This window comes from Streptomyces sp. Je 1-4 4N24 (genome assembly GCF_026239515.1).
GTDB lineage: Bacteria > Actinomycetota > Actinomycetes > Streptomycetales > Streptomycetaceae > Streptomyces > Streptomyces nigrescens.
The window spans coordinates 342,051-354,630 of record NZ_CP110836.1 but is presented as its reverse complement, the minus strand read 5'-3'; the positions used below and the strand labels follow the sequence as shown (position 1 = coordinate 354,630).

At 71.3% G+C, this 12,580-nt stretch carries 11 protein-coding genes; 10 read left to right on the top strand and 1 reads right to left on the bottom strand.

Annotated elements, in window-relative coordinates; all coding sequences use genetic code 11:
* Window positions 1–65 precede the first annotated feature (65 nt).
* From SLV14N_RS01660 to SLV14N_RS01615, 10 genes are all read left to right on the top strand, one after another.
* Complete coding sequence (locus SLV14N_RS01660; protein WP_263267667.1) at window positions 66–1,220, top strand: FAD-binding oxidoreductase; 1,155 nt, start codon at window positions 66–68, stop codon at window positions 1,218–1,220.
* Window positions 1,221–1,247: 27 nt separating this feature from the next.
* The gene (locus tag SLV14N_RS01655) at window positions 1,248–1,562 is read left to right on the top strand and encodes a (2Fe-2S)-binding protein (RefSeq protein ID WP_018091458.1); all 315 of its coding nucleotides are present in this window, start codon (window positions 1,248–1,250) and stop codon (window positions 1,560–1,562) included.
* Complete coding sequence (locus SLV14N_RS01650) at window positions 1,543–3,006, top strand: NAD(P)/FAD-dependent oxidoreductase (protein ID WP_263267666.1); 1,464 nt, start codon at window positions 1,543–1,545, stop codon at window positions 3,004–3,006. Before SLV14N_RS01655 ends, SLV14N_RS01650 begins: the two co-directional genes overlap by 20 nt.
* Before the next feature lie 73 nt (window positions 3,007–3,079).
* The gene (locus SLV14N_RS01645) at window positions 3,080–3,988 is read left to right on the top strand and encodes a dihydrodipicolinate synthase family protein (RefSeq protein WP_208679382.1); all 909 of its coding nucleotides are present in this window, start codon (window positions 3,080–3,082) and stop codon (window positions 3,986–3,988) included.
* Window positions 3,989–4,019: 31 nt separating this feature from the next.
* Window positions 4,020–5,024 (top strand): proline racemase family protein, encoded by a 1,005-nt coding sequence (locus SLV14N_RS01640; protein WP_208687631.1) that lies wholly within the window; start codon window positions 4,020–4,022, stop codon window positions 5,022–5,024.
* Window positions 5,021–6,403, top strand: coding sequence for an aldehyde dehydrogenase (locus SLV14N_RS01635; RefSeq protein ID WP_263267664.1), 1,383 nt, complete (start codon window positions 5,021–5,023; stop codon window positions 6,401–6,403). Before SLV14N_RS01640 ends, SLV14N_RS01635 begins: the two co-directional genes overlap by 4 nt.
* A gap of 47 nt (window positions 6,404–6,450) precedes the next feature.
* On the top strand, window positions 6,451–7,137 hold the full coding sequence (locus SLV14N_RS01630) for a GntR family transcriptional regulator (protein ID WP_263267662.1): 687 nt from the start codon (window positions 6,451–6,453) through the stop codon (window positions 7,135–7,137).
* 250 nt (window positions 7,138–7,387) lie between these two features.
* Entirely contained in the window at window positions 7,388–8,653 is a 1,266-nt protein-coding gene (locus tag SLV14N_RS01625) for an alpha/beta hydrolase (protein ID WP_263267661.1), read from the top strand.
* Window positions 8,654–8,703: 50 nt separating this feature from the next.
* Window positions 8,704–9,891, top strand: coding sequence for a M6 family metalloprotease domain-containing protein (locus tag SLV14N_RS01620; protein ID WP_263267660.1), 1,188 nt, complete (start codon window positions 8,704–8,706; stop codon window positions 9,889–9,891).
* Window positions 9,892–10,216: 325 nt separating this feature from the next.
* Window positions 10,217–10,783, top strand: coding sequence for a GNAT family N-acetyltransferase (locus SLV14N_RS01615; RefSeq protein ID WP_263267659.1), 567 nt, complete (start codon window positions 10,217–10,219; stop codon window positions 10,781–10,783).
* A 456-nt stretch (window positions 10,784–11,239) separates the two neighbouring features.
* On the opposite strand, the gene SLV14N_RS01610 is transcribed toward SLV14N_RS01615, so the two are convergent.
* Window positions 11,240–12,310, bottom strand: a complete 1,071-nt coding sequence (locus tag SLV14N_RS01610; RefSeq protein WP_208679378.1) for an alcohol dehydrogenase catalytic domain-containing protein — start codon at window positions 12,308–12,310, stop codon at window positions 11,240–11,242.
* Between the last annotated feature and the right edge of the window lie 270 nt (window positions 12,311–12,580).

Below are 12,580 nucleotides of genomic sequence, written 5' to 3'. Positions count from 1 at the left end.
GGGGAGTTGTGGCCGTATGACGCGCCACTCTTGGCATCGTCAGTGCAATGTGAAATATTACTGACGTGCCCACGAGAAGAACCTCGGATGTCATCGTCGTCGGCGCGGGCGTGGTCGGCGCGGCCTGTGCCTACTACGCGGCCCGCGCCGGCCTCTCCGTCACCGTGCTCGACCGCGGCCCCGTCGCGGGCGGCACCACGGGTGCCGGTGAGGGCAACCTCCTGGTCTCCGACAAGGAGCCCGGACCCGAACTCGATCTCGCCCTGCTGTCCACCGGGTTGTGGCGGGAACTGGCGGAGCTGCTCCCGCCGCAGATCGAGTACGAGCCCAAGGGCGGCCTCGTGGTCGCCGCCGGTGAGACCGGGATGCAGGCCCTGCGCGACTTCGCGGCCGGACAGGGCAAGGCCGGTGTGCAGGCGGAGGAGGTCCCGGGGGAACGGTTGCAGGAGCTGGAGCCGCATCTGACTCCCGGTCTGGCAGGGGGCTTTCACTACCCGCAGGATGCGCAGGTGATGCCGGCCCTGGCCGCCGCGCATCTGCTGCGCGCGGCGGGTGAGCGGGTGTGCCTGCGGCTCGGTGAGGAGGTCACCGGCCTGCTGACCGCGGCGGACGGCTCGGTGCGGGGGGTGCGTACGACGGCCGGTGAGGTGCATGCCCCGCACGTGGTCAATGCGGCCGGTACCTGGGGCGGCGAGTTCGCCCGGCTCGCGGGCGTCGCGCTTCCGGTGCTGCCGCGCCGCGGTTTCGTGCTCGTCACGGAACCGCTGCCGCGGGTGGTGCGGCGCAAGGTGTACGCGGCCGACTATGTGGCCGATGTCGCCAGCGGTTCGGCGGCGCTGCAGACCTCGGCGGTGGTCGAGGGCACCGCGGCGGGCCCCGTCCTGATCGGTGCCAGCCGGGAACGGGTCGGCTTCGACCGCACCTTGTCGACCGAGGTGCTGCGCCGCTTGGCAGCCCAGGCCACCGCTCTCTTCCCGGTCCTGGCCGGGGTCCGCGCGATGCGCACGTATGCGGGGTTCCGCCCGTACCTCCCCGACCATCTGCCGGCCATCGGCCCCGATACGCGGATGCCCGGCCTGCTGCACGCCTGCGGACACGAAGGCGCGGGGATCGGTCTCGCCCCGGCCACCGGGCTGCTCATCGCGCGGTCCCTGACCGGCGGCGAACTACCCCTGGACCCGGGCCCGTTCAATCCCGCCCGCTTCGAAGCCACCGCCTGACCCGTCCACTAGGAGAGGAGGCCCGCAGTGGCCCGTACCCCCGCCGAACTGGCAGGGGCGCACCCCGGTGCGTCGTTCGAGATCACGATGGACGGTCGTCCGGTCCCCGCGCTGCCCGGCCAGTCCGTCGCCGCTGCCCTGTGGTCCGCCGGCATCCTCGCCTGGCGCACCACCCGCACCACCGGCCGCCCGAGGGGAGCCTTTTGCGGCATCGGACAGTGCTACGACTGCCTCGCCACCATCAACGGGGAGCCCAACCGCAGAGCCTGTCTGGTGCCCGCCCGCCCCGGCGACGTGATCACCACCCAGGAGGGACACGGCCATGCCCGCATCGGCGTCTGACCTGTACGACCTCGCGGTGATCGGAGCGGGCTGCGCCGGTCTGGCCGGCGCTGTCACGGCCGCCGGACACGGCCTGTCCGTGGCCCTGCTGGACGCCTCGCCGCAGACCGGCGGGCAGTTCTACCGGCACCCGGCGCCGGCCCTCGGCGCGGCCCGGCCCGAGGCGCTGCACCATGACTGGCCGGCCTTCGCCGCACTGCGCCACCGGCTGGAGCGGAGCGACGTCCGTCAGCTGTCCGGGCACCACGTCTGGGCCGTCACGAAGGAGGACGGTGACCTGTGGACGGTGCACGCCGCCACCGGGGCCGACGGTGCCGACGAGCGGGCGGTGCGGGTGCGGGCCCGTACCGTTCTGCTGGCGACCGGCGCGTATGAACGTCAACTCCCCTTCCCCGGCTGGACCTTGCCGGGGGTGGTGGGCGCCGGAGGAGCGCAGGCCATGCTCAAGTCCGGCCTGGTGCTGCCCGGCCGGCGCATCGTCGTGGCGGGCAGCGGCCCCCTGCTGCTCGCGGTCGCCTCCTCGCTGGCCGCCGCCGGAGCGCAGGTCCCCGCCGTGATCGAGGCATCCGGCTATCAGGGATACCTGCGCCATCCCCGTGCGCTCGCGGCCAACCCGCGAAAACTCGCCGAGGCGGCGGTGCACGGTGCCGCTCTGCTGCGACACCGGGTACGGCTGCGCACCCGCAGCGCGGTCACCGAGGTGCACGGCACCGACCGGGTCACGGCCGTCACCGTCGCCCGGCTCGATCGCGACTGGCGGCCCGTACGGGGGACGGGCCGGCGGATCGCGTGCGACGCGCTCGCGGTGGGGCACGGCCTCGTCCCGCAGATCGAACTGGCCACCGCACTCGGCTGTGCCACCCGCGCCACCGCGGACGGGGCCTCCGCCCTGGCCCTGGACGGCCTTCAGGAAACCTCGGTACGCGGTCTGTGGGCGGCCGGGGAGACCGGGGGAGTGGGGGGCGCCCAACTCGCCCGCGCGGAAGGGGAGCTGGCAGGGCTGGCGGCAGCCGTGAGACTCCACGGGCACCCCGTCCACGAAGGGCGTGTGCGGGAGCTGCGGCGCCGACGGGACCGGATGCGTGCCTTCGCCGAGGCGATGGCCGTCAGTCACGCACCGGCGGCGGGCTGGACGGGCTGGCTGACCGACGACACGGATGTCTGCCGCTGCGAGGAAGTGACCGCCGGAAGCATCCGCGAGGCCGTCACCGACCTCGGCGCCCGTGACGCACACACCGTCAAACTCCTCACCAGGGCCGGTATGGGCTGGTGTCAGGGGCGGATGTGCGGGACGGCCGCAGCGTGCCTCGCGGCAGGCGGAGGAGTCGTGGAACCACCCGCCGAACGCCGCCCGTTCGCGGTGCCCGTGCCGCTCTCGGCACTCGCCTCGCCCGACGAATCCACCGGGCGCCGGCCGGACGCCGCCCCGCCCGTCGACGACTGACCCGCGGGCCGCCCCTTGTGGCTGCCGCGGACGGCCCAATAAAATGTCACACACCATAGAAGGGTTCACTGGTATGACCGCCCTCACCTGGAACAGCATCCGCCCCTGGCGCGGGATCATGGTGGCCACGGCGCTGCCCCTGCGCGACGATCTCTCCGTCGACCACGACGCCTACGCCCGGCACGTCCGGTGGCTGATCGAGCAGGGCTGCGACGGCGTCGTACCGAACGGCTCGCTCGGCGAGTACCAGACCCTCACCGACGAGGAGCGGGCCCGTGTGGTGCGGACCGCGGTCGAAGCGGCGGGCGACGGTGCGCGGGTCATGCCCGGCGTCGCCGCCTACGGCAGCGCCGAGGCCCGGCGCTGGGCGGAGCAGGCGGCCGAAGCGGGCTGCGGCTCGGTCCTCCTGCTGCCCCCGAACGCCTACCGCGCCGACGAACGGGCCGTCCGCGCCCACTACACCGAGGTCGCCGAAGTGGGGGTGCCGGTCGTCGCGTACAACAACCCCCTCGACACCAAGGTGGATCTGACACCCGGACTGCTGGCCCGGCTGCACCAGGACGGCAGCATCGTCGCGGTCAAGGAATTCTCCGGCGATGTCCGGCGCGCCTACGAGATCGCCGAACTCGCCCCGGAACTGGACCTGTTGATCGGCGCGGACGACGTCCTGCTCGAACTCGCCGTGGCCGGTGCGGTCGGATGGATCGCCGGTTACCCCAACGCCTTCCCCGCCACCTGCGCCGAGCTGTACCACGCCGCCGTCGCCGGTGACCTGGACACCGCCCTGCCGCTCTACAAGTCCCTGCACGCGCTGCTGCGCTGGGATTCGAAGACGGAGTTCGTCCAGTGCATCAAGCTGTCCATGGACCTCGTCGGCCGCCGCGGTGGCCCCGCCCGCCCGCCGCGCTCCCCGCTCACGGGCGAGATCGAGGCCGAGGTCCGGGCCGCCACCGAGAAGGCCCGGGCCGCCGGACACCACTGACCGTATCCGTGCCGCTTCGAAAGGACTCATGGTGCGTACGCGTCATGTCTTCCATGCCGTCGACTCACACACCGAGGGCATGCCCACGCGCGTGATCACGGGGGGCGTCGGTGTGATCCCCGGCGCCACCATGGCCGAGCGCAGGCTCCACTTCATCGAGCACCTCGACCATCTCAGGACCCTCCTGATGTACGAGCCGCGCGGGCACTCCGCCATGAGCGGCGCCATCCTCCAGCCGCCCACCCGCCCCGACGCCGACTTCGGCGTCCTGTACATCGAGGTCTCCGGCCTGCTGCCGATGTGCGGGCACGGCACCATCGGGGTCGCCACCGTCCTCGTCGAGTCCGGCATGGTGCCGGTGACCGAGCCGGTCACCCCGGTGCGGCTCGACACCCCGGCCGGTCTGGTCGCCGTCGACGTACACGTGGCGGACGGGGTGGCGAAGTCGGTCACCCTCACCAATGTGCCCGCCTTCTGCGCCGCTCTGGACCGCACGGTGGAGGTCCCGGGGTACGGGAGGGTCACCTACGACCTCGCCTTCGGCGGCAACTTCTACGCCTTCGTCGAACTCGACGCGCTGGGGCTGCCGTTCGACCGGGCCCGCAAGGACGACCTGCTGGCTGCCGGACTGGCCGTCATGGCGGCGATCAACGCGTCGCCGGACCGCCCCGTCCACCCCGAGCAACCGGAGATCGCCGGGGTCAAGCATGTCTATCTCGCCGCTCCCGGCTCGGACGCCCGCCACTCGCGGCATGCGATGGCGATCCACCCGGGCTGGTTCGACCGCTCGCCCTGCGGCACCGGCACCTCGGCACGGATGGCACAGCTGCACGCCCGCGGTGAACTGCCCCTGGAACGCGACTTCGTCAACGAGTCCTTCATCGGCACCCGCTTCACCGGCCGGCTCGTCGCCGAGACGGAGGTCGGCGGGCTGCCCGCCGTGGTACCGACCGTCACCGGCCGGGCCTGGATCACCGGCACCGCCCAGTACTTCCTCGACCCGGACGACCCCTTCCCCGGAGGCTTCCTCCTGTGACCACCGCCGTCTCCTCCGTCACCTCCCGCAACCCGGCCGACCCTTCCGATGTGCTGGTGTCGTCTCCGGCGCCCGGAGCCTTCGCCGCGGTGGCTGCCGTCGAGCGGGCCCGTGCGGCCCAGCCCGGCTGGTCGACCGGCGGTGCCGCCGCCCGTTCGGCCGTGCTGGGCGCGGTCGCCGCCGCCCTCGAAGCCGCCGCGGACGAACTGACCGCGCTCGCCGTACGCGAGGTGGGCAAGCCGCTCACCGAAGCGCGCGCCGAGGTCGCCAGGACCGTCGCGATCTGGCGCTACTACGCCCAGGCCCCCTACGAACCCCTCGGCGCCGTGCACGAAACCGCCGCCGGCCCGGGGCTGCTGCTGACCCGCCGCCGTCCGTACGGTGTCGCCGGTCTCGTCACCCCGTGGAACTTCCCGTTCGCCATTCCGAGCTGGAAGGCCGCCCCGGCGCTCGCCGCGGGCAACACGGTGGTCCTCAAACCCGCCCCCGAGGCGACGGCCTGCGCCCGGCGCCTCGCCTCCCTCGTCGAGCAGACCCTGCCGGCCGGGGTGTTCACCGTGCTGCCCGGCGGAGCGACCGAGGGCAACGCCCTCGTCTCCGCCGCCGATGTCGTCTCCTTCACCGGATCGACGGCCGTCGGCCGGGCGGTCGTGCATACCGCCACGGCCCGGGGCATCCCCGTCCAGGCCGAGATGGGGGGCCTGAACGCGGCCCTGGTCCTCCCGGACGCGGACATCGAACAGGCCGCGCTCCACATCGCCGCCGCGATCGCCGGATACGCGGGTCAGAAGTGCACCGCCACCAGCCGCGTGATCGCGGTCGGCGCGGCCCTCGACCCCCTGCGGGAGGCGCTCCCGGAAGCCCTGCGCGCAGTGGCCGTCGGTGACCCGGCCGACGCCTCCACCGTGTGCGGGCCCCTCATCAACGAGCCCGCACGTGATCGGGTCAGCAGTGCCTGGGACGGGCTCTCGGTCCTCGCGGGCGGCACCGTGCCCGGCCTTCCCGGCTGGTATGCGGCCCCGACCCTGGTCGAGAAGGCGCCACCGGACCACCCACTGCTGCGCGAGGAGGTCTTCGGGCCGGTCGCGGCGCTGTTGCCCGCAGACGACCTGGCCCACGCGGTCCGGATCACCAACTCGGTCCCGTACGGCCTGGTCACCTCGGTCCACTCGGGCGGCCTGGACGCGGTCCTGCACGGGCTCGACCGGCTCGACACCGGAATGATCAGGGTCAACGCCCCCTCCACCGGAGTCGACTTCCATCTGCCGTTCGGCGGCGCCAAGGAATCCGGCCACGGACCGCGGGAACAGGGCCGCGCCGCCCTGGAGTTCTACACCTCCAGCCGTACATACACCCTGTCACCTGCGGGAACAATGTGAAATTGTATGCTGGTGATCCGCTCCGGCATGAAGGGATCACCACCGTTATGGGGCACCTGAAGCACCGCGATCTCAACGCCACCAGGGAGCGGCTGCGCGACCAGGTCGCCCACGCCCTGCGCGCCGCCCTGATCTCCGGGGAACTGCGGCCGGGGGAGGTGTACTCGGCGCCGGTCCTGGCCGAGGACTTCGGGATCTCTGCCACGCCCGTGCGCGAGGCGATGCTCGACCTGGCTCGCGAGGGCCTGGTCGAGCCCGTCCGCAACAAGGGCTTCCGGGTCACCGAGGTCAATGAGCACGACCTCGACCAGTACACCGAGATCCGTGCGCTCATCGAGATCCCCATGGTCGGCCGGATCACCCGCTCCGCCGCCCGTGAGGAGCTGGAGGCGCTGCGGCCGGTCGCCGAGGAGATCGTGCGCGCCGCGCGCGACCACGACCTCATCGGCTACCTGGAGGCCGACCGGCAGTTCCACCTCGAACTGCTCGGTCTCAGCGGCAACGACCGCCTCGTCGAGACCGTCGGTGAGCTGCGCAAGCGCTCGCGCCTGTACGGGCTCACCGGCCTGGACGAGCGGGGCGAGCTGATCCCGTCGGCCGAGGAACACCTCGAACTCCTCGACCTGATGCTGGCGGGCAATGCGAAGGGCGCCGAGAAGTGCATGGCCAAGCACCTGGGTCATGTCCGCTCGCTCTGGGCCAGGGGCGGGACCGCGGCAAAATCCGGCAGGTAGAGGCGCGGCCGAGGTGCGGCCGAGGTGCGGCCGAGGCACGGCCGCACTGAGGTGGGCACCCCATCTCTGACATGACGTGGAGAGGGGGCTCCCCGACGTGACACAGAGAGGGGGGCTCCCCGACGTGACACAGAGAGGGGGGCTCCCCGACGTGACACAGAGAGGGGGGCTCCCCACCGACGACCGGCCGCACCCTCCCCCTCCATGCAATGTCACACGTCATGCTGCCCTCGGACTGTGAAAGGGACCCATGAACCCCGCCTACACGACCGTCGATCACGTCTTCACCGTCCCCCTGGACCACTCCGCCCCCGAGGGGGAGGACATACAGGTCTTCGCCCGCGAGGTCGTCGACCCGGCCCGCGCGGGCGAGCGGCTGCCCTGGCTGCTGTATCTGCAAGGTGGTCCGGGCGGCAAATCCCCCCGCCCGTCAGCCGGTTCACCCGGCTGGCTGGACCAGGCGCTCACGACCCACCGGGTGCTCCTGCTCGACCAGCGCGGCACCGGCCGTTCCACCCCGGTCACCGCCCGAGCCGCCGCGCGCTTCGCTTCCCCCGCCCAACTCGCCGCATATCTGGGCCACTTCCGCGCCGACTCGATAGTTGCCGACGCCGAACTGATCCGCCGGCAACTCTGCGAGGACGAACCCTGGGAGACGCTCGGCCAGAGCTACGGCGGCTTCCTCACCCTCACCTATCTCTCCCGGGCCCCCGAGGGCCTGCGGGCCTGCTACGTGACCGGTGGTCTGCCCGGTCTCACCGCCACCGCCGACGACGTCTACGCCCGTACCTACCCCCGGGTGCGGGACCGCGTCCTCGACTTCTACGCCCGCTACCCGGACGACGCCGCCCGTCTCCGCAGGATTGCCGATCTCCTCGCGGCCACTGAGGTCCGACTGCCCGACGGGGACCGGCTCACCACCCGCCGGCTGCGCACCCTCGGCCTCGCCCTCGGCATGGGCGACGGCTTCGAGCGGCTCCACTGGCTGCTCGATGAATCCCTGGACACCGACGGCGAGTTGACCGACACCTTCCTCCATCAGGTGCGGAACCTGACCGGCTTCACCGACAATCCCCTGTACGCCGTGCTGCAGGAGACGCTCTACGGGCAGGGCGCCGGCCCGACCGACTGGGCAGCCTCCCGGGCACTCGACGGCCTCGCCGCATTCACCGAGGAGGCGGACCCGCTCCTCCTCACCGGAGAGATGATCTACCCCTGGATGTTCCGGGAGATCACCGGCCTGCGGCCTTTCGCGGACGCCGCCGACCTGCTGGCGGCACGCGCCGACTGGCCGCCGCTGTACGACCCCCACCGCCTAGCCGCCAACCAGGTCCCGCTCGCCGCGATCGTCTACCACGACGACATGTACGTCGACGCCGGACTCTCCCTGCGCACCGCGCGCGAAGTCGGCGCCACCCGCGCCTGGGTCACCAACGAGTGGGAGCACGACGGGGTCTCCGCCTCTGGCGGCCGGGTCCTGTCCCGCCTGATGGACCTGGCCGCAGGCCGCGCGTAACACCTCCCGCCCGCCGCTCCCTCCCCCCCACTGCCTCCGATGGGAGAGCCATGTCCGCCCTGCCGACCCGCCTGCGGCCCCTCGCCGCGGCCTTCGCCCTCCTCACCTGTCTCGCCACCCCGGCCACCTCGACCGCCGCTGCCCAGCCCAACTCACCCGCCCCCGCCGCTGATTGCTCGCTGCCCGGCAAGACGGGCTGGACCGACGAAGGCCATGACACCGACGGAACCCGCTTCCAGCGCCCCGGCGGCACCCACCGCGTCCTGACCCTGTTCGTGGACTTCCCCGACGCCCGGGCCACCGACTCCACGGACGCGTACGCCACCCACCTCGCCCCGGCCGCCGACTGGATGCGCCGAGCCAGCTACGGCCGCTCCCGGCTCGCCCTCAGCTCGTTGCACCGCTGGATCAGGATGCCCGCGGACTCCACCTCGTACGGGTTCGAGCGGGGCCTCACCTTCGAGGCCCACGAGAAGTACCTGCGCGATGCGATCACCGCCGCCGACCCCCACGCGGACCTTTCCCGGTACGACATGGTCTACGTCGTCCCCACGAAGGCGGCGGCCGCGATCACCTTCTCCCCGACCTACCTCTACGACCCGGCCACACCCGGCGTCACCGCCGACGGCCGCCGCATCAAGTGGGCCGTCACCTTCGGGCAGGACATGTGGCGCTGGGGACACAAGGTCGCCGCCCACGAGACCGGCCACACCTTCGGCCTCCCCGACCTGTATTCCTTCACCGGCTCCACCCACCGGTACGCCGGAGGCTGGGACGTCATGGGCAACATCGCGGGAGCCGCCCCGCAGTACCTCGGCTGGCACTCATGGAAGCTCGGCTGGACCCGCGACCACCAGGTCGCCTGCCTCCCGGGGGCCGGGCGCCGTACCGTACGGCTGTCCCCGGTGGAGCGCCCCGGCGGGACCAAGATCGCCGTCCTGCGTACCGGCGAGACCACGGCGTATGTCGCCGAATCCCGCCGCGCCGAGGGCCACGATCAGCATGCCTGCTCCGCCGGCGTCCTCCTCTACAAGGTCGATTCCGCCACCCCGACCGGTGAGGGCCCGGTCAGGATCATCAACGCCCACCCGGCCACCACCCCGCCCACCGGCTGCACCCAGCTGGACATGGCCGCCCATGCGCCCGGCCAGACCTTCACCGACCCGGACACCGGAGTCCGGATCGATGTCCTCGCGGGCGACAAGGGAGGAGACACGGTGCGCCTGAGCAAGGGGTGACCGTCAGGGGCGATGGGCGCGGCGCCGGAGGCCCGAGCCGCGCCAGGCGCTGAACTCATCCCCGACGCCCTGCTCGCGCTCTTGAAGCTCTAAAAAGCGCCTGACTTGAAGCTCCAAAGGCGCCTGAAGCTCCTGAAGCTCCTGAAGCCGTTCCTCGCGGCGCTCTGATCACTTCCCGGAGTGCGCCAAGTAGTCTGAAACCGGTGCTCGACCGGCCCGTTCAGGCTCTGTGCACCCGCAGAAAGCGGTGTCGGCGACGCGATGAGAGGGCGGGAGTCTGCTACATGACCAGCACAGTGATCACGCTGCCGCAAAGGGGCGTTCGGTGAACACCTCCGTGATGCTCCACGCGGCCGCAACGCCGACCGCGCCCGCGCTCGTTCTTCGCCCCTGGTGCCTGGAGGACGTCGACGCAGTCGTCGAGGCGTACCGCGATCCCACTCTCGGGCGCTGGACCAGGTCGCGTCCGGAAGACGAGGCCGGAGGAGTGGAGTGGATACAGGCCCAGCAGCGAGGCTGGGCAGTGGGAGACCAGCTCGGCTTCGCCGTCCTGGAAGCCCATTCCGATACTGCCGCCCCACAGTTGGTGGGCAACGTCGTGCTCAAGGACGTCGCTCCCGGCAAACCGTCTGCCGAAGCCGGCTACTGGACAGTGGCACACGCACGCGGCCGAGGCATCGCCTCGCGCGCTCTGGAGGCTCTCACCACCTGGGCCTTCGAGACCTTCCGCGCCGAGGGGCTGGAAGTCCTGGAACTCCTGCACCAGGTGGACAACGTCGCATCGTGCCGCGTCGCACAGAAGAGCCGCTTCGATTTCGCACGGACCCTGCCTGCGGCACCGCCGTTGTACGCTCTTGACAGCCATCTGCACCTACGACACGCGACTCCGTGACGACCGCGGCCCAGGCATGACGGTTTGTTCACTTCGGCCGCTTCGGCCGCTTCGGTCCATCAACTGGCAAGCAGGGCACTCGCCCATAGTTCTTCACGCAGCTCGATGTATGCGGCGTCACGTCGCCAGGCGTCGCCGTGACCTTCCGCCCGGTCAACGGCTGCTCTTCCTCATGCGTCACAGACCCAGTCTGGCCGACCGCCCCACCCGCAATCACCCCAATTGCGGTAATAACCAGGCCAGGAGTTCCGCGGGGCGGATCCATCACTCCTGTCTGCAGCCTCAACTCGGGGGCAGCGATATCGGCGCCCGACCGATAGCCGGAGTCCGATCCCGAACACCGCGGCCGGATTCCGATACACGCGCCGTGGCCGCCATCGACGAACTGCCCCGGATCAGGGCCAGGCCAGGGACAGGGACAGGGCCAGGGACAGAGAGAGGGCCAGGGGCAGGAACCTACACACTGTCCGCATCGAAGTGAATCAGAGGCTTGATGATGCCCCCCTCTTTCGATGCCATCATCCGGAAGGCCTGTTCGATCTCGTCAAAGCTGAATTCGTGCGTGGTCATCGGCGTGGGGTCGACCTTCCCCGTCTCCATCAACCGGAAGATCCGCCGAAGCCACCCGCGCCCTCCGCGGTTGAACCCGCCGTACACCTGCTTGTCCGACATACCGTATCCGAACGGCTCCAAGGGGATCTTCAGCGGCTCTCGCACCTCCCCGTGGTATCCGACGTTGGAGATGCGCCCTCCCGGCTTCGTGACCCGGAAGGCCGCCTCCCAGGTCTGGGGAGCGCCGAGCGCCTCGATGGCCGCGTCGACCCCCTGACCGCCCGTCAGCTCCAGGATCCGCTCGACCGGATCGCACTGGGTGTGGTCGACGATCAGATCGGCGCCGAAGCGGCGGGCGAGTTCCTGACGGGCGGGAACCGACTCGACGGCAATGATGAGGCCGGCGCCGAGCAGCCGGCACCCGATCGTCGCCGACAGCCCCACCGCGCCCTGCGCGAAGATCGCGACGGTCTCGCCCAGTTCGAGTTCCGCGTGTTCGGCCGCGACGAACCCGGTGGAGAGCATGTCGGTGGCGTACAGCGCCTGGTGGTCGGAGAGCTCTTCAGGAATCGGTGCGAGATTGGCCTCGGCGTTGTTGACGAGAAAGTACTGGGCCAGAGTCCCGTCACGCTGGTTGGTGAACCGGGCGCCGCCCAGCATCTGCCCATGGCATTGCGAGGAGAATCCGCGCTGGCAGGAATCGCACTGGAAGCACGGCGTGATCCCGGCAGCGGCGACGCGCTGCCCTTCGACCAGTCCCTCGACGGCCGAGCCGAGCGCATGGACGACACCGACCGCCTCATGCCCCAGCGTCACATCCGGAGCAACCGGAATCACGCCCCTCATAACGTGCACATCGGTGGTGCACACCAAGGCCGCGGTGGTACGCACGACCACGTCATTGGGACCGGGTTCGGGAACCGGCTTCTCGATGACGCCGACCTCGCCGACCTTCCGGAGAACAAAAGCTCTCACCTGCGATTACCTGCCGTTCGATGCGGGAGTGCGAGGAGACCGTCAGCTGGCCCAGGCCGGTCCATTCAGCGGCCTCGGCGGCCTCGGCGGCCTCGGCGGCCTCGGCGGCCTCGGCGGGATCGATGCCGCGTGCGTGGTCCGGTCGGCGGATGCACAACCGGCAGAGCCTCGCCGGGCCTTGCGCGAGTGGGCGCCCAGCGCGATCGCGGCGAGTTCGACGCTCAGCATGACCTGCTTGGCAGGACCTGCCAGGTCACGGTGGCGAGGAGG

Excerpts from the sequence above, each read along its gene's own strand:
- SLV14N_RS01650 (WP_263267666.1), top strand. The coding sequence starts at position 1,543 with ATGCCCGCATCGGCGTCTGACCTGTACGACCTCGCGGTGATCGGAGCG.
- SLV14N_RS01645 (WP_208679382.1), top strand. The coding sequence starts at position 3,080 with ATGACCGCCCTCACCTGGAACAGCATCCGCCCCTGGCGCGGGATCATG.
- SLV14N_RS01630 (WP_263267662.1), top strand. The coding sequence starts at position 6,451 with ATGGGGCACCTGAAGCACCGCGATCTCAACGCCACCAGGGAGCGGCTG.
- SLV14N_RS01625 (WP_263267661.1), top strand. The coding sequence starts at position 7,388 with ATGAACCCCGCCTACACGACCGTCGATCACGTCTTCACCGTCCCCCTG.
- SLV14N_RS01620 (WP_263267660.1), top strand. The coding sequence starts at position 8,704 with ATGTCCGCCCTGCCGACCCGCCTGCGGCCCCTCGCCGCGGCCTTCGCC.